At 75.5% G+C, this 21757-nt stretch carries 15 protein-coding genes; 13 read left to right on the forward strand and 2 right to left on the reverse strand.

Translation table 11 applies throughout. The features are described 5' to 3' along the window. Nucleotides 1-485 precede the first annotated feature (485 nt). The 9 genes from AB0L74_RS04510 (at nt 486) to AB0L74_RS04550 (ending at nt 16107) form a co-directional block, all read left to right on the forward strand. Nucleotides 486-4364 carry an FHA domain-containing protein gene (locus tag AB0L74_RS04510; protein ID WP_365645558.1) on the forward strand — a complete coding sequence of 1293 codons (3879 nt, stop codon included), beginning with the start codon at nt 486-488 and terminating at the stop codon, nt 4362-4364. A gap of 164 nt (nt 4365-4528) precedes the next feature. Then, nucleotides 4529-5923, forward strand: coding sequence for an ABC transporter substrate-binding protein (locus AB0L74_RS04515; RefSeq protein ID WP_365645471.1), 1395 nt, complete (start codon nt 4529-4531; stop codon nt 5921-5923). Nucleotides 5924-5927: 4 nt separating this feature from the next. Then, nucleotides 5928-7274, forward strand: coding sequence for a sugar ABC transporter permease (locus tag AB0L74_RS04520; protein ID WP_365645472.1), 1347 nt, complete (start codon nt 5928-5930; stop codon nt 7272-7274). Further along, nucleotides 7271-8182: a carbohydrate ABC transporter permease gene (locus AB0L74_RS04525; protein WP_365645473.1), complete on the forward strand. Its 912-nt coding sequence runs from the start codon at nt 7271-7273 to the stop codon at nt 8180-8182. The genes AB0L74_RS04520 and AB0L74_RS04525 overlap by 4 nt, the downstream gene beginning before the upstream one ends. Before the next feature lie 141 nt (nt 8183-8323). Further along, nucleotides 8324-8551 carry a hypothetical protein gene (locus AB0L74_RS04530; protein ID WP_365645474.1) on the forward strand — a complete coding sequence of 76 codons (228 nt, stop codon included), beginning with the start codon at nt 8324-8326 and terminating at the stop codon, nt 8549-8551. 151 nt (nt 8552-8702) lie between these two features. Next, entirely contained in the window at nt 8703-10910 is a 2208-nt protein-coding gene (locus tag AB0L74_RS04535; protein ID WP_365645476.1) for a CDP-glycerol:glycerophosphate glycerophosphotransferase, read from the forward strand. A gap of 6 nt (nt 10911-10916) precedes the next feature. Beyond that, complete coding sequence (locus AB0L74_RS04540; protein WP_365645478.1) at nt 10917-13169, forward strand: CDP-glycerol glycerophosphotransferase family protein; 2253 nt, start codon at nt 10917-10919, stop codon at nt 13167-13169. Further along, nucleotides 13166-14434: a hypothetical protein gene (locus AB0L74_RS04545; RefSeq protein WP_365645480.1), complete on the forward strand. Its 1269-nt coding sequence runs from the start codon at nt 13166-13168 to the stop codon at nt 14432-14434. The genes AB0L74_RS04540 and AB0L74_RS04545 overlap by 4 nt, the downstream gene beginning before the upstream one ends. A 116-nt stretch (nt 14435-14550) precedes the next feature. Next, nucleotides 14551-16107 carry a hypothetical protein gene (locus tag AB0L74_RS04550; RefSeq protein ID WP_365645482.1) on the forward strand — a complete coding sequence of 519 codons (1557 nt, stop codon included), beginning with the start codon at nt 14551-14553 and terminating at the stop codon, nt 16105-16107. A 23-nt stretch (nt 16108-16130) separates the two neighbouring features. Here the strand turns inward: AB0L74_RS04550 and AB0L74_RS04555 are convergent, their stop codons facing one another. Continuing rightward, entirely contained in the window at nt 16131-16544 is a 414-nt protein-coding gene (locus AB0L74_RS04555; RefSeq protein ID WP_365645484.1) for an organic hydroperoxide resistance protein, read from the reverse strand. Between the two features lie 124 nt (nt 16545-16668). On the opposite strand from AB0L74_RS04555, the gene AB0L74_RS04560 reads away from it, so the two are divergent. Further along, on the forward strand, nt 16669-17142 hold the full coding sequence (locus tag AB0L74_RS04560) for a MarR family transcriptional regulator (protein WP_365645486.1): 474 nt from the start codon (nt 16669-16671) through the stop codon (nt 17140-17142). Nucleotides 17143-17253: 111 nt separating this feature from the next. Next, on the forward strand, nt 17254-18858 hold the full coding sequence (locus AB0L74_RS04565) for a glycosyltransferase family 2 protein (RefSeq protein WP_365645488.1): 1605 nt from the start codon (nt 17254-17256) through the stop codon (nt 18856-18858). Nucleotides 18859-19019: 161 nt separating this feature from the next. On the opposite strand, the gene AB0L74_RS04570 is transcribed toward AB0L74_RS04565, so the two are convergent. Then, on the reverse strand, nt 19020-19643 hold the full coding sequence (locus AB0L74_RS04570; protein WP_365645490.1) for a TetR/AcrR family transcriptional regulator: 624 nt from the start codon (nt 19641-19643) through the stop codon (nt 19020-19022). 220 nt (nt 19644-19863) lie between these two features. On the opposite strand from AB0L74_RS04570, the gene AB0L74_RS04575 reads away from it, so the two are divergent. Continuing rightward, nucleotides 19864-20781: an ABC transporter permease gene (locus AB0L74_RS04575; protein WP_365645492.1), complete on the forward strand. Its 918-nt coding sequence runs from the start codon at nt 19864-19866 to the stop codon at nt 20779-20781. Nucleotides 20782-20896: 115 nt separating this feature from the next. Further along, nucleotides 20897-21655 carry an ABC transporter ATP-binding protein gene (locus AB0L74_RS04580; protein ID WP_365645560.1) on the forward strand — a complete coding sequence of 253 codons (759 nt, stop codon included), beginning with the start codon at nt 20897-20899 and terminating at the stop codon, nt 21653-21655. Nucleotides 21656-21757 lie beyond the last annotated feature (102 nt).

Genomic DNA, 21757 nt, shown 5'->3' on the forward strand with positions numbered 1-21757 from the left:
CTCCCTGCTGCTTGCTTGGCTGGCCCGTACACCGTGCTCCATCGTGCCGTCCGTCGCGCTGGGGTGCCACGGGATGTTCCGACCACTGTAGTGCCGCGCCCCCGGCACCGGGCCGTCCTCTTCTCGTCCCGCCCGGTCCTCCCCTTCTCCTGTCCGGTCCGCCTCGTGCGCCGTCCGGTCCCGCGCGTCCTCGAAAGACGCCCCACCCGGTCCATTGGTTGCCGCACCCGGACGTGACCGATGTCAAACGGCCGCCGTTCGATCATCTCCGCGCTACTCACCGGGCATTTTTGCGGGCAGAGCCGACCAATCAAGATCATTGGGCGGCGGGATGCGGGCACGTTGTCGGCGGCAGGTGCGAGGATGCCTCCAGTACTGGCCGACGTGCTCGTGTGGCGGTGGGGGAAGTCCGCGGTGGGGGACCGCGTCAGGTGGCTTCGTCCCCCGGTACACGGGCGCCCGCGCAGAAGGGACCGCTGACGGCGATGCAGATCCGGCTGACCGTCGTAGACCCGCTGGGCCCGTCCCCATCGGCGCGGGGCAGCGCCGCGAGCTGCGACGTGCTGGTGACGGCGCCCGCCGGCACGGCCCTGGCCGCGGTCGCGTCGGCGCTGGCCTCGGCGGTCCCGGGCGGCGACGGCTCCGGTGCCCCCGTGCTGTACGCCGGCGCGCGGCGGCTGGACGCGCAGCGCTGCACGCTGGGCGAGCCCCCGCTGATCGACGGGGCCGTGCTCCACGTGGGCGCCCCGGGCGATCCCGAGCCCCATCCCGAGGCGCCCGACGCCCCCGCCCAGCTCCATGTCGTCGCCGGCCCCGACGCGGGCGGCGTCCATCTGCTGCACGGCGGCCAGATCCACATCGGCCGCTCCGCCGACGCCGACGTCCCGCTCGACGACCCCGACGTCTCCCGGATGCACTGCGCGGTGACCGTCACCGCCGACGGCCGCGTCACCGTCGCCGACCTGGGCTCCACCAACGGCACGGCCCTGGACGGCGCCCGCGTGGGCGACCGCCCGGTCCGGTTCGCGCCGGGTGCGCTGCTGCGGATCGGGGAGTCGGCGCTGCGGCTGGTCCCGGGGGCGCGGGGCACCGGGGCGCGGGTCGGGACGACGCCGGACGGGGAGGGCCATGTGCGGCTTTCCCGGGAGGCGGACGGCCCCGGCGGCGGTGCGTACGGCGGATCCGGCGGGGCGTCCCCCGGCGGCGAGGCCGCCCACGCGCGCGCGGCCGACGGGCCGGGCACCCCCGCCGGCGGCCCGGAGGGCCCCGCCGGGGGCCTGGGCGGTCCCGCCGGGGGCCTGGGCGGTCCCGCCGGGCGCACCGGCCACGCCTACGGACCGGCCGGGCAGCCGCAGCCGTACGTCCCCGGCCAGGCCGGGGCACCGAGGATCGAGCGCGCCGACACGGACCCGGCGGCGCGCCCGCCGCGTCCGGCCCCCGGCCCCGGTACGGCGGACGAGGCGGCGTACGCGGCCGCGCGTCCCGTGGTCCCCGGCCCCGGCGGCCCGCGCGCGGGGCGTTCCGGCCCCAGCTCCCCCGGCGCGTCCGCCGCGGGTCCGGAGGCGGACGGCACCACGCGCAAGGGCACACCGCTGCGCGGAACCGAGGTGCCGCCGGGCGTACGGCGGCGCGGCGGTCTCGCGGCCTGGGCGCGCCGCCTGGCCGGGGGGCGCGGCGACGCCGGCGGCACCGGGCGGGAGCCGTACGGCGAGGGACCGGCCGGGACGGCGGTGGCCTCGGCGGCCGGCGCCCCGGCGCCGGAGACCTGGCCGGACCCGGCCGCGCTGCTGCTGACGGCGCTGGCGCCGGGGCCGCGGCTGTGGGAGCGCGGGCCGGGGCATCCCGAGGCGCTCGCCGTGCGGCTCGGCACGGCCGACCGGGCGGCGCCCGACGGCTCGGGGCTACTGCCCGCCGTGCCGGTGACCGCCGGGCTGCGCGAGGTCGGGTCCCTGGGGCTCGCCGGCCCCCGGGCGCGGCTCACCGGGCTGGCGCGCGCGGTGCTGGCCCAGCTCGCCGCGCTGCACTCCCCCGACGTGCTGGAGATCGTCCTGATCAGCGCGGACCGGGCCCGTCCCCTGGAGGAGCGCACCGCGGAGTGGTCCTGGCTGGGCTGGCTGCCGCATGTGCGCCCGGGCCACGGCCAGGACTGCCGGCTGCTGCTCGCGCACGACCGCGAGCAGGCCGCGGCCCGCGCCCAGGAACTGCTGCGGCGTCTGGAGGACCACCTCACCGACCCGGGACGGCCCGGAAGCGGCGCCGACTCCGCACCGGCACCGGCGTCCGCGCCGGACCCCGCGGCGGCACCCGTCATCCCGGCCCAGCCGACCGCCGCCTCCCACGGCGGCCCCTTCGGGACCGGCGGCACCGGCGGTCCGGGCGGCGCCGTGGCCGCCCCCGGCGGCCCCGTCCGGGCGGCCGAGGGGCCCACCGCCCCCGCCGCCCCCACCGATCGGGACCGGGCCCCCGCCCGGCGCCCCGCGTGGGTCCGCGCGGACGAAGGGCCCCCCGGTCCCGGCGTCACCGAGGGGGCCGGCCCCGCGATCTGGACCCGAGGGCCCAGCGGACCCCCCGCGCCCGGCCCGACCGGCGGCCGACCCGGCGACACCGGCGCGACCGCCGGAGCGGACGCGACCGCCTGGACCAGCGGAACCCTCACCACCCCCGCGCGCTCCCAGGCGGCCGGCGTCCCCGGCGCGACCGGCGGGGCCGACCCGACCGCCTGGACCAGCGGAACCCTCACCACCCCCGGGCGCCCCCACGCGGCCGGCGCCCCCGCCCCCTTCCCCGGCCCGTACACGGTGGTCGTCGTGGACGGGGACCCCTCAGGAGCCGACGTGCGCGACGCGCTGGCGCGGCTGGCGCTGGAGGGCCCGCGGGCCGGCATCCACCTGGTGTGCCTCGCCGAGACCGCCGCCGCCTCCCCGGCGTCCCCGGTGGCGGAGACGTACGAAGCCGCCTGCGCGGTCTCGCCGGTGTTCCGGGAGTGCGGGGCGGTGGCGCTGCTCAGCGGCGACGTGGCAACGGCCCTGCGGCTGCTGCGCGTCGCGCGCGCGGGCGGCGCCCCGGCCGGCCCGGTCGGCCACGGCACCGTCGCCACCGTCGACGCCGTCTCCCCGGCCTGGGCCGAGCGGTTCGCGCGGGCGCTGGCGCCGCTGCGGCCGGACGGCGCCGACGGCGCCGGACGCGCGCGGCAGGCGCGCGTCTCCGCGCCGCTGCCCCAGTCCGCGCGGCTCCTGGACGAACTCGGGCTGGCCCGCGCCACCCCGGCGTCGCTGATGGCGCGGTGGGCCGCCGCGGCCGACGACCCGGCGGCGCTCGGCGGTCGGGCGCACGCCGTGCTGGGCGCCGGGCCGCGCGGCCCGGTCGGCGTGGACCTCGCCGCCGAGGGACCCCACCTGCTGATCGAGGGGCCGCCGGGCAGCGGCCGTACGGAGCTGCTGCGGGCCCTGGTCGCCTCGCTGGCCTCCGCCGAGCGGCCCGACCGCCTCGGCATCGTCCTGATCGACGGCCGGGACAGCGCGGGCGCCGCGGGCGGCGGGCCCGGCGAGGGGCTGCGGGTCTGTACGGACGTCCCGCACGTCACCACCCATCTCACCGCCAACGATCCGGTGCGGATGCGGGAGTTCGCCCAGTCGCTGAGCGCTGAGCTGAAGCGGCGCGCGGAGCTGCTCGGGCGGTCGGAGTTCACCGAGTGGCACACCCGGCGCGAGGTGTCGGGCCGGATGGTCGCGCAGCGCACGGCGCCGGGCGCCCCCGAGGCCGCCGGTGCCGGGGACCTGGACGCCCCGCCCAGCACGACCCTGCGGCTGCGCCCGGGGGCGGCCCGGCGGCGCGCGGAGGCCGCGCCGCCGCCGCTGCCCCGGCTGGTGGTGGTCGTGGACGACCTCGACGCCCTGGTCGCGCCCGCGCTCGGCTCGCCGGGACGGCCCGCGGCCGGCTCGGTGACGCGGGCGCTGGAGGCCGTCGCGCGGGACGGCGAGCGGCTCGGCGTGCACCTGGTGGCCGCCGCGGGCCCCGGCGGCCGCACGGCGCAGTCGGAACCGGCCCGCCGGGCGGCCCTGCGCGTCACGCTGGACGCCCCCGTGCCGGGGCCGGACGAACCGGCGCCGGGGCGCGGGCGGCTGGCCCGCCCGGACGGGCGGGTGGTGCCGTTCCAGGGCGGCCGGGTGACGGGCCGCATCCCGCGGACGGCGACCCTGCGCCCCACCGTGGTGCCGCTGGAGTGGCACCGCATGGGCGACCCGCCCGCCCGGCGCCCCGTGCGGGAACTGGGCAACGGCCCCACCGATCTGGCGCTACTCGCCAGTGCCCTGGAGCGGGCGGCACGGGAGGTCTCGGCGACGGCGGTGGCCCCCCTGGTGTGACGCCGGGGCCCACCGGGCCGTGGCCCGCCCGTGCCTGGTCACGAGGGGGTCACGATCTTCCGTACGACCCCGGATGCGCTCTTGCCGCCCCCAACCCCCGGGGCGTACACAGAGCGCACGGAAGAGCGCAGAACGTTCGACGAGGAACGAAGAACGGGGCAGTGATGCGCAGCACGAGCCGCACCATCCGGACACGCAGGACCACCGGGAAGACCACCAGAGCCGTGACCGCCCTCGCCGCGGGGGCGCTCGCGTTCTCGCTCACCGCCTGCGGGGGCGACGACGGCGGCAGCGACGACGGCGACCGTCCCGACGGCGGGACGGAGGCGACCGCCTCCGTCTCCCTGCCCAAGCTGGACGGGGCGACCCTGGAGGTCGCCGCCGTCTGGACCGGTGCCGAACAGGCCAACTTCAAGAAGGTCCTCGCGGAGTTCGAGAAGCGCACGGGCGCGAAGGTGACCTTCGTGCCCGCCCAGGACCCGATCATCAACTTCCTCGGTTCGAAGATCGCGGGCGGTCAGCCGCCGGACGTCGCGATGCTGCCGCAGCCCGGCGCCATCAAGCAGGCCGTCGACAAGGGCTGGGCCAAGCCGCTGGGCGCGGCGGCGGTCAAGGAGCTCGGCGAGAACTACTCGCAGGGCTGGCAGGACATCGGCAAGGTCGGCGGCAAGCAGTACGGGGTGTACTACAAGGCCGCCAACAAGTCGCTGATCTGGTACAACGCGCGGGTCTTCGAGAACGCGGGCGCGAGCGAGCCCAAGACCTGGGACGAGTTGCTGACCACGGCCCAGACGGTCTACGACTCCGGTGTCACGCCGTTCTCCGTCGGCGGCGCCGACGGCTGGACCCTCACCGACTGGTTCGAGAACGTGTATCTCTCGCAGGCGGGCCCGGAGAAGTACGACCAGCTGGCCCGGCACGAGATCAAGTGGACGGACCCCTCGGTGAAGGAGGCGCTGACCACCCTCGCGGAGATCTGGGGCAAGAAGGACTACATCGCGGGCGGCGCGAAGGGCGCGCTCCAGACGGAGTTCCCGGCGTCGGTGACCCAGACCTTCACCGGCGGCGACCAGCCCAAGGCGGGCATGGTCTACGAGGGCGACTTCGCGCAGGTCAACATCGGGCAGACGAAGGCGCAGGTCGGCACGGACGCGAAGGTGTTCCCGTTCCCGGCCGTCGGGGACACCGCGCCGGTGGTCTCCGGCGGTGACGCGGCCGTCATCCTGAAGGACTCCAAGGCGGCGCAGGCTCTGGCGACCTTCCTGGCCTCGCCGGACGCGGCGACGATCCAGGCGAAGCTCGGCGGTTACCTGTCCCCGAACAAGAACGTCAAGGCGTCGGCGTACCCGAACGAGGTGCAGCGCAAGATCGCCGAGGCGCTCGTCGCGGCCGGTGACGACTTCCGCTTCGACATGTCCGACCAGGCCCCGCAGGCTTTCGGCGGCACGCCCGGCAAGGGCGAGTGGAAGGCGCTCCAGGACTTCCTGAAGAACCCGAAGGACGTCGCGGGCGCCCAGCGGAAGCTGGAGGCCGACGCGGCCGCCGCCTACGGAGGCTGACGCGATGCCACCGGCCAGCGCGGCAGGGGCCCCGCCGGTCCCTGCCGCCCCCAAGTCGCGCAAGAGCGTGACCGGTACCCGCAAGACGGTGGCGGCGCTGTTCCTGCTGCCCGCGCTGGTGCTGCTCGGCGCGCTCGTGGTCTACCCGATCGGGTACTCCCTCGTCCGCAGTTTCTACGACCAGTCCGGCGACGGCTTCGCCGGCGTGGACAACTACCGGGCCCTGTTCACCGACGACGGCGTCCGCACCGCCCTGAAGAACAACATCGTCTGGGTGGTGTTCGCACCGGCGGTCTCGACCGCGCTCGGCCTGATCTTCGCGGTGCTGACCGAACGGGTGCGCTGGGGCACGGCGTTCAAGCTCGTCGTCTTCATGCCGATGGCGATCTCGATGCTGGCCGCCGGGATCATCTTCCGCCTGGTGTACGACCAGGACCCGGACAAGGGCGTCGCGAACGCGGTCTGGGTCGGTGTGCACGACACGTTCGCGCAGTCGTCGGCGTTCCCGAAGGCGCACCCGGGCCGCGAGTCGCCGCTCGAAGCGGCCGGCGGGGGCGCGTTCGTCACCAAGGAGCCCGTCCGCGCCGGTGAGCCCGTCACGCTGCCGCTGGTCGGCGTGGCGCCCGACGTGATGCCCGACGACGCCGAGCGGGCGGCGGTGCCCGAGGCCGAGCCGGGGAAGGTCACCGGCACGACCTGGCAGGACTTCACCCGCGGCAAGGGCGTCGGCACCCTGGGCGGCGTCGACGCCTCCGAGCTGGGTTACGCCGGGATGCGGATCGAGGCGGTCAAGGACGGCGAGGTCGTCGCGTCGGCGACGGCCGCGGACGACGGCACCTTCACCCTGCCCGCCGCGGCCGACGGGGCGCTGCTGCGGCTGCCCGCCGACAACTTCAAGGAGCCGTACAACGGCCTGGACTGGCTCGGCCCGTCGCTGGTCACCCCGGCGATCATCGGGGCCTACGTGTGGATGTGGGCGGGCTTCGCGATGGTCCTCATCGCGGCCGGGCTGGCGAGCGTCCCCCGGGAGCTGCTGGAGGCGGCCCGGGTGGACGGCGCGGGCGAGTGGCAGGTCTTCCGCAGGGTCACCGTGCCGCTGCTCGCCCCGGTCCTCGCGGTGGTCACCGTCACCTTGATGATCAACGTGCTGAAGGTGTTCGACCTGGTGTTCATCATCGCCCCCGGTTCCTCCCAGGACGACGCGAACGTGCTCGCCCTGGAGCTGTACCGCAAGGGCTTCGCGGCGGACCAGCCGGGCATCGCCAGTGCCATCGCGGTGTTCCTGCTGCTGCTCGTCATCCCGGTGATGTGGTTCAACATCCGCAGGCTCAGGCGGGAGGTGCGGCGATGACGGCGCGGTCCGAGGCGGTCGCGAAGGCGGCCGTCCCCAGTGAACCGGTCCGGGCGCGGCGGGCGCTGGGCGCGCGGCTGGCGCAGGGCGTCAGCGGCGGTCTGGTGCGCGTGTTCCTGCTCGTCGTCGGCCTGTTCTGGCTGGTGCCGACGTTCGGGCTGCTGCTGTCCTCGCTGCGCACCCCCGAGGAGATGGCGGCGAGCGGCTGGTGGGAGGTGTTCACCCAGCCCGCCCAGCTCACCTTCGAGAGCTATGGACGGCTGCTGGAGAACGGCGACATCACCGACTCGCTCGTCAACACCGTGCTGATCACGGTTCCGGCGACCGTGCTCGTCGTCGTCATCGGCTCCCTGGCGGGCTACGCGTTCGCGTGGATGGAGTTCCCGGGCCGCGACTGGTGGTTCCTCGGTGTGGTCGGGCTGCTGGTGGTGCCGGTGCAGGTGGCGCTCATTCCGATCGCCGAACTCTTCGGGAAGATCGGCCTGTTCGGCTCCATCGTCGGCGTGATCCTGTTCCATGTCGGTTTCGGACTGCCGTTCGCGGTGTTCCTGCTGCGGAACTTCTTCGCGGAGATCCCGAAGGAGCTGCTGGAGGCGGCGCGGCTCGACGGCGCCGGCGAACTGCGCCTGTTCGCCCGGGTGGTCATGCCGCTGGGCGGCCCGGCCATCGCGAGCCTGGGCATCTTCCAGTTCCTGTGGGTGTGGAACGACATGCTGGTCGCGCTGATCTTCACGGACTCGGGGAGCCAGCCGATCACGGTCGCCCTCCAGACGCAGGTACGGCAGTTCGGCAACAACATCGACGTGCTGGCGCCCGGGGCGTTCATCTCGATGGTGATCCCGCTGGCCGTGTTCTTCGCGTTCCAGCGGCAGTTCGTGTCCGGTGTGATGGCGGGCGCCGTCAAGTAGGGCGTCCGCGAGCGCGGCGGGGGCGGGCCGGTGACGGCCCGCCCCTTCGCGTGTTCCCCCGTATGCCGTAGGGGGCCGTAACCCGGTCACTCCACCGGCCGTTCCCGGGCCGAACACCCGCGCCGACCCCTGGATGTCCCCGTGCCCCGGTTCCGTGTCATCGTCCCCGCGCACCAGGGGGCGGCGGGCGCGCAGCCGAGCGCGTCGTACGCCGTGCCGTACGCCGCGGCGTGCCCGGCGGGAGCGGTCCGCCGCCCCGGGGACCGCCCGGCGAGCGGCGCCCGGCCCCCGGGCGCGGCGGCGGCGCGCCCGGCGCTCGCCGGCGTGCCGCAACCCGCCGGGCCGCGCACCGTCACCGACAGCCTCTGACCGCCGTTGTCCCTTCGGGAGTCCGCATGTCCCGCAGCTCGTCGCGGCCCACTCCGACCCGGCCGTCCACCCGGCGGCCGGCGGGCCGGCCCGGCCGCCGCCGCGCCGGCTGAGGCCGCGGCTGGTGAAGAACGACGACAGAGAGAGCAGAATGCCCCGCTTCAGCATCATCGTCCCGTCCCATGGGGTCGCGGGCCGGCTGTCCCAGGCGCTGGACTCGGTCCTCGCCCAGTCCTTCGGCGACTTCCAGCTGATCCCGGTCTGCGACGCGCCGGACTGCGCGGCGGCGGACGTCGCCGCCGTCCGCGCCGAGCGGGACTCCCGGGTGGCCCCCGTGCACTCCCCTCCGTCGGCGGGCCTGGCCGGGGCTCGCAACGCCGGGATGCGGGTGGCGACCGGCGCGTACCTGCTGTTCCTCGACGGCGACGACACACTGGTGCCGGGGGCGCTGGCGGCGCTGGACGCGCGCCTGGCCGAGACGGGCGACGTCGACGTGCTGTACTTCGAGCACGAGCGCGTCCCCTGGTGGGAGGGCGAACCGGCCAACCCCGCCGCGCCGCTGCTGGCGAAGACGCCGGACGGGGCCTTCTCCCCCGACGCCGCGCCGCGGCTGACCGGCGTGCCGCTGCCCGCGTGGAGCGCCGCCTACCGCCGCGCCTTCCTCGCCGAAGGCGACCTGCGCTTTCCCGGCGGGTCCTTCACCGACATCGCCTTCGGCGGCCTGGCCGCGGCGGGCGCCGCGCGGATGGGCGTGCTGCGTTCCGTCGTCGTACGGCATCTGGTGCGCCGGCAGGGCAACCGGCTGCACCGGCCGGGCGCGCACCACGCCCACCTGCTCGACCAGGCGGACCTGGTGCTCACGCGGGTGGCCGGGCTGGACCTGTCCGCCGCGCGCCGCACCGCGCTGTTCGAGCACCTCTTCGCGGCGATCCTGAAGACGGCGACCCATCCGCGGCGTCTGCCCGAGGGCGGCCGCCGGGCGTTCTTCCGGCGGGCCTGCGCGCTCCACCGGCGCCACCGCCCCGCCGGTTTCCGGCCTCCCGCCGGGCGGCTGGGCGTGCAGCACCGGCTGCTGGCGTCCGGGTCGTACGCGGCGTTCCGGGCGCTGCGCGGCGCCAACCGGGCGGCGACGCGCGTGCTCCAGGGGCTGCCGCGCCCGCACGGGCTGCGCACCCGCCTGCTGTACCGGTGGCATCTGTGCCGGCCGCTGGATCCGGACCTCGTCGTGTACTGCGCGTACTGGGGCCGCGGCTACGCCTGCAACCCGGCCGCGCTGCACGCCAAGGCGCGCGAACTCGCCCCGCGGCTGCGCGGTGTGTTCCTGGTGGAGCCCGGCCAGGAGCACACCCTGCCGGAGGGCGTCGACCACGCGGTGATCGGCAGCCGCCGCTCCTGGCGGGTGCTGGCCCGCGCCACGTACCTGGTCAACAACGCCAACTTCGCGGAAGGCGTGGTCAAGCGGCCCGGCAGCGTGCATCTGCAGACCCAGCACGGCACCCCGCTGAAGACGATGGGCGTCGACCAGTCGACGTACCCGGTGGTGGCCGCGGCCAGCGGCAGCTTCACCAAGCTGCTGGGCCGGGTGGACCGCTGGGACTACAACCTGTCCGCCAACCGCCACTCCACCCAGGTGTGGGAGCGCGCCTTCCCGGGCTCCTACGAGCACCTGGAGTACGGCTATCCGCGCAACGACGTGTACTACACGGCGACCGCGGACGACGTGGCCCGCGTCCGCCGCGAGCTGGGCGTCCCCGAGGGCAGCACGGCCGTCCTGTACGCGCCGACGCACCGGGACTACCAGACCGGGTTCGACACCGGCGGCCTGGACCTGGAGGCGTTCTGCGAGGCGGCCGGGGAGGACGTCGTGGTCCTGCTGCGCGCGCACTACTTCTACGACCGGGGCGGCGCGCGCGGCAGCGGCCGGATCATCGACGTCACCGCCCACCGTTCCTCCGAGGACGTGTGCCTGGCCGCCGACGCGCTGGTCACCGACTACTCGTCGATCATGTTCGACTACGCCAACCTGGACCGGCCGATCGTCGTGTACGCCGGCGACTGGGACGTCTACCGCGAGACGCGGGGCGTCTACTTCGACCTGACGGCGGCGCCGCCCGGCCCGGTGGCGCGTACCCCCGAGGAGCTGGCGCGGATCTTCCGCGACGGCTCCTACGCGGGGGCCGAGTCGGCCGCGCTGCGGGCCGCGTTCCGGGAGCGGTTCTGCGAGTTCGACGACGGCCGGGCCGCCGAGCGCGTGGTGCGCCGGGTGCTGCTCGGCGAGCCGCCGGAGGCGATCCCGCCCGTCACGCCGCTCGCCGAACGCGTCCCGGCCCCCGCCGCCGCCCCCCTGGTAAGGAGCTGACCCGCAGTGCCCCGCTTCAGCCTCATCCTCCCCTGCTTCAAGGTGCAGGGCTTTCTGCGCGAGTGCCTCGACTCGGTCCTCGGGCAGTCCTACCGGGACATCGAGGTGATCGCCGTGAACGACTGCTCGCCGGACGGCTGCGGCGCCATCCTCGACGAGTACGCGGCCCGCGACACCCGCCTGCGCGTGCTGCACCTGGAGGAGAACGTGGGCCTCGGCCGCGCCCGCAACGCCGGGATGCCGCACGCCACCGGCGACTACCTCTTCTTCCTGGACAGCGACGACACCCTGACGCCGGGCGCCCTGCGCGCCATGGCTGACCGGCTGGCGGAGACCGGCGACCCGGACGTGCTGGTCTTCGACTACGCCCGCACCTACTGGTGGGGCGGCACCCGCCGCAACGTGCTCGCGCACATCCTCGCCGAGACGCAGGACGGCAGCGGGGACGGCACGTTCACGGCGGCGGAGCGCCCGGAGATCCTCGACCTGCTGATGGTGGTGTGGAACAAGGTCTACCGGCGCGACTTCGTCGAGCGGGAGGGCTTCACCTTCCCGCCGGGCTACTACGAGGACACGCCGTGGACGTTCCCGGTGATGCTCACCGCCGGGCGGATCGCGACACTGGACCGGATCTGCCTGAACTACCGCCAGCGCCGCCAGGGCAACATCCTGTCCACCACCAGCCGCAAGCACTTCGACATCCACGAGCAGTACACGCGGGTCTTCGCGTACGTGGACGCCCGCCCGGAGCTGGCCCGGTGGCGGCCGTATCTGCACGCCAAGATGGGCGAGCACTGCCTGGACATCCTCGCCAAGCCGGACCGGCTGCCGCCCTCGGACAAGGCCGAGTTCTTCCGCCGTACGGCCGAGATGTTCCGCGCGCACCGGCCCGGGGGCGCCCCGGTGCCGGACGGGCTGCGGGTGCTGGAACGCGGTTACCCGGGCTACGTGCTGTGGCGGCAGTCGGGGCGGGCGCGGCGCGAGCTGGGGCGGCGGGCGCAGCGGGCGCGCGCGGCGGCGGGCACGCGGCTGGGCCGCGCCCGGTCGGCGCTGGCCGCCCGCCGCCCGCTCGATCCGGACCTGGCCGTGTACTCGGCCTTCTCGCACCGGGGCGTGCTCGGCGACCCGGCGGCGATCTACCACAAGGCCCGCCAGATCGCCCCGCACCTGCGCGGGGTGTGGGTGCTGCGGGACGAGGAGCAGGCGGAGCAGGCCGAGCGGACGGGCCTGCTGCCGCCGGGCACGGAGCATGTGATCCTCGGCAGCGCCTCCTACCGGCGGGTGGCCGAGCGGGCCACGTACTTCGTGAACAACGTCAACTGGCCCGGCTCCCTGGTCAAGCGCCCCGGCAGCGTCCACATCCACACCCACCAGGGCACCCCGCTGAAGTACATGGGCGCCGATCTGCTGGACCGGCCCGGGGCCCGGCTCGGCGTCGACGTGCCGCAGATGCTGCGCCGCGCCGACCGCTGGGACTACAGCCTGGTCGCCAACCGGCACTCCGAGCGGGTGTGGGAGCGGGCCTACCCCTGTCACTTCACGTCCCTGCGCACCGGCAGCCCCCGCAACGACGTGCTGGTGGGCGCCGGCCCGGACGCCGGCCGCGAGATCCGCGCCCGGCTCGGCGTCCCCGACGGCCACACGGTGGTGCTGTACGCGCCGACCCGGCGCGACTACCGCCGGGGCGGGCTGGTCGAGCGGCTGGACCCGGCCCGGTTCGCGCGGGACCTCGGCGCGGGGCACACCCTGATCGTGCGGCTGCACCCCTCCCTCGCCTCCGGCCCGGCGCGCGGCCTCGGCCTGGCGGAGCTGCACCGGCGCGGCATCGTGATCGACGCGACGGACGAGCCGCACGTCGAGGAGGTGATGCTCGCCTCGGACGTGCTGGTCACCGACTATTCCGCCCTGATGTTCGACTACGCCAACCTGGACCGGCCGATCGTCGTCCACGCGGACGACTGGGGCGCGTACACGGCGAGCCGGGGCGCCTACTTCGACATCACCGCCGAGGCGCCCGGCCGGGTCACCCGCTCCTACCGCGAGCTGGCGCTGCTGTTCGGCTCCGGGGCCTGGCGCGACGAGGAGGCGGCCCGGGCGCGGGCCGCCTTCCGCGAGCGGTTCTGCGAGTACGACGACGGGCGGGCCGCCGAGCGGGTGGTGCGGACGCTGATGCTGGGCGAGCCGATGACCGGCCCCGCGGGGGTCCCCCGCGCCCGCCGGGTGCCCGCCGCCGACCGCGACGTGCCGGCCTCGCCGTGAGGCCGCGCACCTGGGTGCTGGTCCTGGCCGCGGCCTTCGCCCTGCTCCAGCTGGCGAACGTCACCGGCCGCGACACCCCCGACACCAAGAACTACCTGGCCTACGCCCTGAGCCTGAGCGGCCAGGACAAGCGGGAGACGGCCGAGGCCGCCATCGGCTACGTCTGCGACGGCAAGGCGTCCCTCGCGCGCCGCGCGCAGAGCGTGCACGTGGTCCGCTTCCACCGGCCCGATCCCACCGCGCGGGTCACCGCCACCTGCCGGGAGCGCGAGTGGCGGACGGTGGAGACGCGGCTGCGGGCGGGGCAGACCGGCGGGCACACCGTGCCGTTCATGCCGGAGCGCTTCATGCGGATCTTCGAGGTGCGGCCCGGCTACCCGGCGTTCCTGGTGCCGTTCATCACCGCGTTCGGCGTGACGTGGGGGCTGTGGGCGGCGAGCGTGGTCATCGCGGCGGCGGGCGGCGTCCTCGTCTTCCTGGTGCTGCGCACCCTGGCGGTGCCGGTGCCGCTCGCGCTGACCGGGCAGGCGCTGTACTACGTGCTGCCGTGCGGGACGACCGCGATGCGCCCGATGGCCGAGGGGCTGCTGCTGGCAGGGACGCTGGCGGCGCTGTGGGGCTGCGCGCTGGCCCTGCGGGGGCGGCGGGCGGGGCTCGCCCTGGTCGGCGGCTCGCTGGCGGCGCTGTTCGCGGTCAAGCACTCCCAGGCGCTGTTCCTCGGGGTGTGCCTGGCGGCGGCGGCCGCGCTGACCGTCGTACGGCGCTGGTGGCGGGGGCGGCCGCCGGGCCGGGAGGTACCGGTACTCGGCGTGATCGGGCTGGGCGCCGCGCTCGGGACGGTGGTGCTGGCCCGGCTGCTGCACTACCCGTCGGAGTCCGACAGCCTCCAGGACCTGCTCACCGGTCACTTCGCGCGGCCCGACCGGGAGCGCCCGTGGCCGGAGTTCTGGCAGTTGCAGGGCAATTTCTGGGGCGAGTGGCTGCGCCGGCAGGCGTGGCAGCCGCTGTTCGCGGCGGCGCTCGGCGCGGGCGTGTGGGGCGCGCTGCGGCGGCCGGTGTTCGGCGGGTTCCTGGTCGCGGCGGCGGCGACCGGCTTTCTGACCCAGGCCGCGCATCCGGACATCAACATCTGGGGCGAGCGGCTGATCGTCCTGGCGTGGCTGCTGCCGGTGGTCGGCATCCCGCTGCTGCTGGAGCCGGTGGTGCGGGCGCGGGTGCCCGTACCGGCTCAGGGGCACGCGGGCCGGACGGAGGCGGTGCGCTGAGCCGGCCGCGCGCGCCACCACCCGGAATCACTCGATGAGGTGACGCCAGGTCAAGATGTTGACGGTGCCGGGAACATACGGCAAATGCCCGAGATGTTCCCTCTCCCGACAGCCCGGTGAGCGCCGGCGTCCTCGTCCGGCGGACCGTGCGCGGCGCCACGGCGCTGCGCGGCGGCCGCGGCTGGCGCCCCACCCCCTATCAGGTCGCCGGCTTCCTGTTCTGGCTGATGATGACGCTGGCGTACTGGCGGGTGCCGTTGTGCTGCGACGCCGGGCAGCACGCGGCGGTCGTCGAACGCCTCAAGGCCGATCTGCTCCGCCCGCGCCATCCGATGGCCGACCTGCCGGGCGCCGGCAGCGCGTACTACTCGCCGTACGCCGTCGCGCAGGGCGCGTTCGCCCGGCTGACGGGGCTCGACGGGTGGGCGGTGCTGCGGCTGGCGGGGCCGCTGAACCTGCTCGTGCTGCTGGGCGGCCTCGGCCGTCTCGTGCGGGTGCTGACGCCCCGGCCCTGGGCGCCGGTGCTCGCGCTGGCGGCGATGACGCTGCTGTGGGGCACCGAGCGGGCCTGGTGGAGCGGTTACCTCGGGCTGATGTCGATGACGGGCAACCTCGGCTACCCGTCCTCGTTCGCCATCGGGCTCACCTTCTGGGCCTGGGCGCTGACCGGGGCGCGGGCGCGCGACGCCGGGCGCCTGCGGTACGTCGGCCCGAGCGGGCTGCCCGGCTGCGCGGGATACGCGGGGCTCGGCCTGCTGTACGGCCTGATCCTGCTGGTGCATCCGATCACGTCGGTGGCGGCGGCGCTGGGCGGCGTGGCGCTGGTCGCCGGGTGGCAGCGCGGATGGCGCGCGGCCCTCGCCGGGCGCTGGGCGCTGGCGGCGGCGACGGCGGGGGCGGCGGCGCTGTCCTGGCCGTACTTCGACGTCCTCGCGCTGGCCGGGGACGACAGCGTGGACGCCATGCACCGCACGCTCTACCTGAACCTGCCCGGGCAGTTCTGGCTGGCGCTGCTCGGACTGCCGGCGCTGTGGCTGCGCGGGCGGCACTCGGCCCGCGACCCGCTGGTGCTGATGTTCGCCCTGGAGTGCGCGGTGGTGGCGTACGGCTGGTTCAGCGGCCACTACACCTACGGCAGGATCCTCGGGCTCACGCTGGTGCCTTTGCAGTTCGCCCTGGCCGTGGAGCTGGCGGCGCCCCGGCCGTGGGGCCGCCGCCGGCGGCTGCTGGGCCTGGCGGTCGCGGCGGGGGCGTGCGCCGGGTTCCTCACGGTGCACGCGGGCGCGGTGGTGCCGCCCGCGCTCGACCCGGTCGGCTTCGACCAGCCGCCGCGCTGGCCGTCGTACGACTGGGCGGCCCGGCACATCCGGCCGGGCGAGGTGGTGATCACCGACGGGTACTACGCCGTCCACGCCATCGCCGGGTACGGACCGAACCTCGCCGCGCCCGCCTGGCCGGACCCGGCCCTGGACGAGCGGGAGCGCGGGCGGCGGGCCGCCGACGTCCGCGCCTATCTCGCCCGGGATTCCACCCCCGCCGAGCGCGCCGCCGTCGTCCGCCGCTACCGCGTGCGCTGGCTGCTGCTGACGCGCTGGCATCCGGTGCCCGAGGAGGCTGTGGTGGTCGCGTGGAGCGGCCGGACGGGGGAGGTGCTGGCGCGGGTCGGGAAGTGAGGCCGCGGGTGCGGCTGCCCGGCCTACTCGACGACGAGGTCGACCGGGATGTTGCCGCGGGTGGCGTTGGAGTAGGGGCAGACCTGGTGGGCCCGCTCGACCAGCTCGCGGCCGGTGGCCTCGTCCACGCCCTCGGGCAGCTCGACCCGGAGGGTCACGGCGAGCGCGAAGCCCTCGCCGTGCTTGCCGATGCCGACCTCCGCGGTCACGGCGGCGTCGCCGACGTCGACCTTCGCCTGCCGGCCGACGAGAGCGAGGGCACTGCCGAAGCAGGCGGCGTACCCGGCGGCGAACAGCTGCTCCGGGTTGGTGCCCCGCCCGCTGCCGCCCAGCTCCACCGGGGCGCTCAGCGCGAGGTCGAGCGTGCCGTCGGAGCTGACGGCACGGCCGTCGCGGCCGTGGGTGGCGGTGGCGGCGGCGGTGTAGAGCGCGTCCATGGAAGACCATCCCTCTCGTGAAGGTCGTGGCGCGGCGGCCGGGCCGCCCCGCCTCGTGACCACCAGTAGAGCACGCAATTAAGTTGTGCACAACTAAATGGTGCGCAGGCGCTACTCTGGAGGCATGACCACGCCCGCAGCGGACTGGCTCCGCCTCGACCAGCAGATCTGCTTCTCCCTGAACGCGGCCTCGCGGGCCTTCGGCGGGATCTACCGCGAACTGCTGAAGGACCTCGGGCTCACCTACCCGCAGTACCTGGTGATGCTGGTGCTCTGGGAGCACGGCGACCTGCCGGTGAAGCAGCTCGGCGAGCACCTGCGGCTGGACTCCGGCACGCTGTCGCCGCTGCTCAAGCGGCTGGAGGCGGCCGGCCTGGTCCGGCGGGAGCGCAGCGCGCGCGACGAGCGGTCGGTCCGGGTGCGGCCGACCGGGGAGGGCGAGGCGCTGCGCGAGCGGGCGCTGGAGGTGCCGCGGCGGATCGCCGCCGCCACCGGCTTCGACCTCGACGAGATCCGCGACCTGCGCGCCCGCCTGGACCGGCTCACCGGCGCGCTGGACGCGGCGGCGGCACTGCCCCAGGAACCCGCGGGCCCCTGACCGGGGGCGACGGCAGCCCGGGGGTCCGCTCCCGCGCGGACGGCTCTCGTACGGCTTACGATCCCTATCGCGAACCGCCGCCGCTCCCGGCGGCAGCCCCGGGAGGCCGCCATGCCCGTGCCGCAGCCCCAGGTGGCCGTCGTCGTCATCGGATACGACGACGCGGCCCATGTGACGGACGCCGTGCGGTCGGCGCTGGCGCAGGGACCGGCCGTCCGCGAGGTCGTGGCCGTCGACGACGGCTCGACGGACGGCAGCGCCGCGCTGCTCACCCGGCTGGCCGCGGCGGAACCGCGGCTGCGCGTGATCCGGCGCCCGGCCAACAGCGGGGGCTGCGGCACCCCCCGCAACACCGGGACGGACGCCGTGACGTCCCCCTACGTGATGTTCCTGGACAGCGACGACGTGCTGCCGCCCGGCGCGGTGGAGGCGCTGCTGACGGCGGCGCATGACGAGCGCGCGCAGGTCGCGAGCGGGCTGTGCGTACGCCGTGAGCTGCCCTCGGGGCGCGAGGTGCCCTGGCAGGCGCCGCTCTACGCGGCGCGGGCCGTCGTCGAGCGCCCCGCACGGCAACCGGGCCTGGTGCGCGACACGCTGTGCGTCAACAAGCTGTACGACACCGGATTCCTGCGCGCCCACGGCATCCGCTTCCCCGAGGGCCGCCACCCGTACGAGGACGTCGTCTTCACCGCGCGCGTGCTGGCCGCCGGGCCCCGCGTCGTCCTCGTCCCGGACCGGGTGTACGTCTGGCACGTCCGCCGGGCCGCCGGGCGGCTGTCGATCTCCCTGGACCGCTCCGGCGTCGGCAACTGGCGGGCGCGCACCCGGGCGTGCCGGACGGCCTGCGAGATCCTGCTGGCCGCCGGGGAGAAGGAGCTCGCGCGGGCGGCACGCGGCAAGTTCCTCGACCACGAGCTGCGCATGTACGCGCGCGAGCTGGGGCTGCGCGACGCGGAGTACCGGCGCGCGTGGTGGGAGCACACGCGGGCGTATCTCGCCGGCTACGACGCGGCCGACTGGGCGCGCGCCCCCGCCTCGCCGGGAGCTCTGCTCGGCCGGGTCGTGCTGGCCTCCCCCGAGCCGCGCGACCTGCCCCGGCTGCGGGAGCTGGCGTCCCGTCCGGCCCGCCTCCTGCCTCCCTACGCCCGCGCGCCCGACGGCACGCCGGTCTGGTCGGCCGGCCTGCCCCAGGTCACCCTGGAGCCGCTGCTGACCCGCCCGGTCCACCTCCTCCCGCTCGCCGTCGACGCGGAACTGCGCCCCCGCGCGGGTGCCACCCGGCTGCGGCTGCGCCTGCACGACCTGTACGGCCGCATCACCGAGGCCGGCGGCCCGCGGGCGGCGCGGGCGGAGTGGCGGCGCCGCGAGGACGGGCGGGCGGGCCAGTCCCGCACGGTGGCCCTCGCGCCGTCGTCCGCGGGGGCCGCCGCCTGGTGCGCCGAGACGGACGTGGACCTGGCGGCGCTGGGGGCGGGCACCTGGGACCTGTACCTGCGCCTGGGTTTTCACGGCGGCGCGAGCCGTGAGGTCACGGCGCACGCGCTCACCGGCGCCGGTCTGCTGCGCCGTCGCGCTCTGCCGAGCGCCCGGCACGGCGTGCTGCTCGTCCGTCCCTACGCCACGCACTCCGGCGCGCTGGCCCTGCGGGTGGCGCCCGGCCCGCGCGGGATCGCGAGCGTGCTGCGCGACAGGCTCAGGCGGCGGCCGCCTCGCTGATCCCGCGCCCCGCGCCCCGCGCCCGGCCCGCCGCCGGGCCGGGCGCGGACCGGGCGCGGACCGGGCGGACCCCCGGGCCGGGGTCGCGGAGGCGGTACGGCCCGCCGCTCGGGAGCGCACCGGGCTCCCCGGGGGCGGGCTCCCCGGGGGGGCGGGCCCTCCTAGAGCGCCTTGAGCGCCCCCGTCGTCGCCCTCGCCAGCGTCGCCAGGTATCCCTTGGGCAGCTTGCGGGTGCGGATCACGACCGAGCGCCAGTAGAGCGGGCCCGAGATCAGGTCGAGGGCCAGCTCCTCGTCGAACCCCGCGCGCAGTTCACCGCGCCGCTCCGCCGCCACCAGGATCTGGCTGGCGACGCCCTCCTGGCCCTCGCGCAGCGCCTTCTGCACGGCTTCGGCGATCTCCGGGTTGCGGGCCGCCTCCGCCTGGAGGTCGGGGAGGATCTGCGAGGCCACCGGGTGGCGCAGGGCGCGGGAGGTCACCTCGTACAGCAGACGCAGATCCGCCTCCAGGGACCCCGTGTCCGGGGCCGGCAGGCCCTGTACCGCGAGGGCCGAGACGATGTCGAGCACGAGGTGCAGCTTGGAGCGCCAGCGCCGGTACACCGCCGTCTTGCCGACGCCCGCCCGGCGCGCGATCCCCTCGATGGACATGCGCGCGTAGCCGACGGCCGCGAGCTCCTCGAACACGGCCGCCCGGATGGCCTCCGTCACGTCCTCACGGAGCACGGCCGCCCCCGCGGGGGCCCGGCGCGGACGCGGCTGGGGCTCGTCGGCGTTCGTCGTCATGCCGACCAGCATAGGGGCGTCGCGACGATACGGCCCCGTCCCGACGCCGGGGCGGACGAGAACGTGACGACGATACGGTTGCGTTCCGCCGTCCCCTCGCCCTACGCTCGCGTTGCGACGATACGGTGCCGTCCCGACGTAAGTGAACGCGAGAAGTCGTCCGGGGAAACGCCGTTCGCCGACCGTTCGCCGACCCCTCCCCCGAACGAAAGCAGCGGATGTGAGCCAGGTACTCCACACACCGCCCCCGGCCGCGGCCCCGCCCGCCACGGACCTGGCGGCGCTCGCCGCCCGCCACGGGCTCTCGGTCAGCGGCGCCCGCCCCTCCCTGCCGCAGTACGTCCGGCAGCTGTGGGCCCGGCGGCACTTCATCACCGCGTTCGCCACCGCCAAGCTCACCGCGCAGTACAGCCAGGCGAAGCTGGGACAGGTCTGGCAGGTGATGACGCCCCTGCTGAACGCGGCCGTGTACTACTTCATCTTCGGCGTCCTGCTGCAAACCAAGCAGGGCGTGCCGGACTACGTCCCGTTCCTCGTCACGGGCGTGTTCGTCTGGACCTTCACCCAGAGCTCGGTCATGGCGGGCACCCGGGCGATCTCCGGCAACCTCGGGCTGGTCCGGGCCCTGCACTTCCCCCGGGCCGCGCTGCCGCTGTCCTTCTGCCTCCAGCAGCTCCAGCAGCTGCTGTTCTCCATGGCCGCCCTGGTGGTGATCCTGTTCGCCTTCGGTGTGCCGCCCGCCCCGTCCTGGCTGCTGGCGGTGCCGGCGCTGGTGCTCCAGTTCGTGTTCAACGCGGGCCTGTCGATGGCCATGGCCCGGCTGGGCGCCAAGACGCCCGACATCGCGCAGCTGATGCCGTTCGTGCTGCGCACCTGGATGTACGCGTCCGGTGTGATGTGGAGCATCGACCACATGACCAGCGACCGGAGCGGCCTGCCGTCCTGGCTCGGCCCGCTCCTCCAGGTCAACCCCGCCGCCGTCTACATCGACCTGATGCGCTTCGCGCTGATCGACACGTTCCGCGCGAGCCAGTTGCCGCCGCACGTGTGGGCGATCGCCACGGGCTGGGCCCTGCTGGCCGGCGTCGGCGGCTTCGTCTACTTCTGGAAAGCCGAGGAGAGGTACGGCCGTGGCTGAGCACACCCAGCGGATCGGGCACGAGGCCACGCGGGAGACCGCCGAGCGGGTCCCGCACGAGGTCACGCCGGAGACCGCCGAGCGGGTCCCCACCGTCGTCGCGGACCGCGTCGACATCGTCTACCGCGTCAACGGCGCCGCCCGGGGCCGCGGCACGGCCACCGCCGCCCTCCACCGCATGCTGCGCCGCGAGCGGACCGAGAAGGCGGCGGGCGTACGCCGGGTGCACGCGGTGCGGAACGTGTCCTTCGTCGCCTACCGGGGCGAGGCGATCGGGCTGATCGGCACCAACGGCTCCGGCAAGTCGACCCTGCTGAAGGCGGTCGCGGGCCTGCTGCCGGTGGAGAACGGGCGCATCTACACCGACGGCCAGCCCTCCCTGCTCGGCGTGAACGCCGCGCTGATGAACGACCTGACCGGGGAGCGCAACGTCCACCTCGGCGGGCTGGCGATGGGCATGTCCCGCGACCAGGTCAGGGAGCGCTACCAGGAGATCGTCGACTTCTCCGGCATCAACGACAAGGGCGACTTCATCACCCTGCCGATGCGCACGTACTCCTCCGGCATGGCCGCCCGGCTCCGCTTCTCCATCGCCGCCGCCAAGGACCACGACGTCCTGCTCGTCGACGAGGCGCTGGCCACCGGCGATCGCTCCTTCCAGAAACGTTCCGAGGAGCGCATCCGGGAGCTGCGCGAGCGGGCGGGCACGGTCTTCCTGGTCAGCCACAGCAACAAGTCGATCCGCGACACCTGCGACCGGGTGCTGTGGCTGGAGCGCGGCGAGCTGCGCATGGACGGGCCGACGGCGGAGGTGCTCAAGGAGTACGAGGCGTTCACGGGCGGCCCGGACCGCGCCGCCGGGCCGAAGCGCTGAGCGCGTTCCCGGGCCAGGAGCCACGGCCGGCGAGGCCCCCTTCCCTCCCGAGGGCCAACACCACCCTCCGCTTTCATCCCATCGGTGCCACTATGACCGAAT

The sequence above is a fragment of the Streptomyces sp. NPDC052020 genome (assembly GCF_040680575.1).
Taxonomy (GTDB): Bacteria; Actinomycetota; Actinomycetes; order Streptomycetales; family Streptomycetaceae; genus Streptomyces.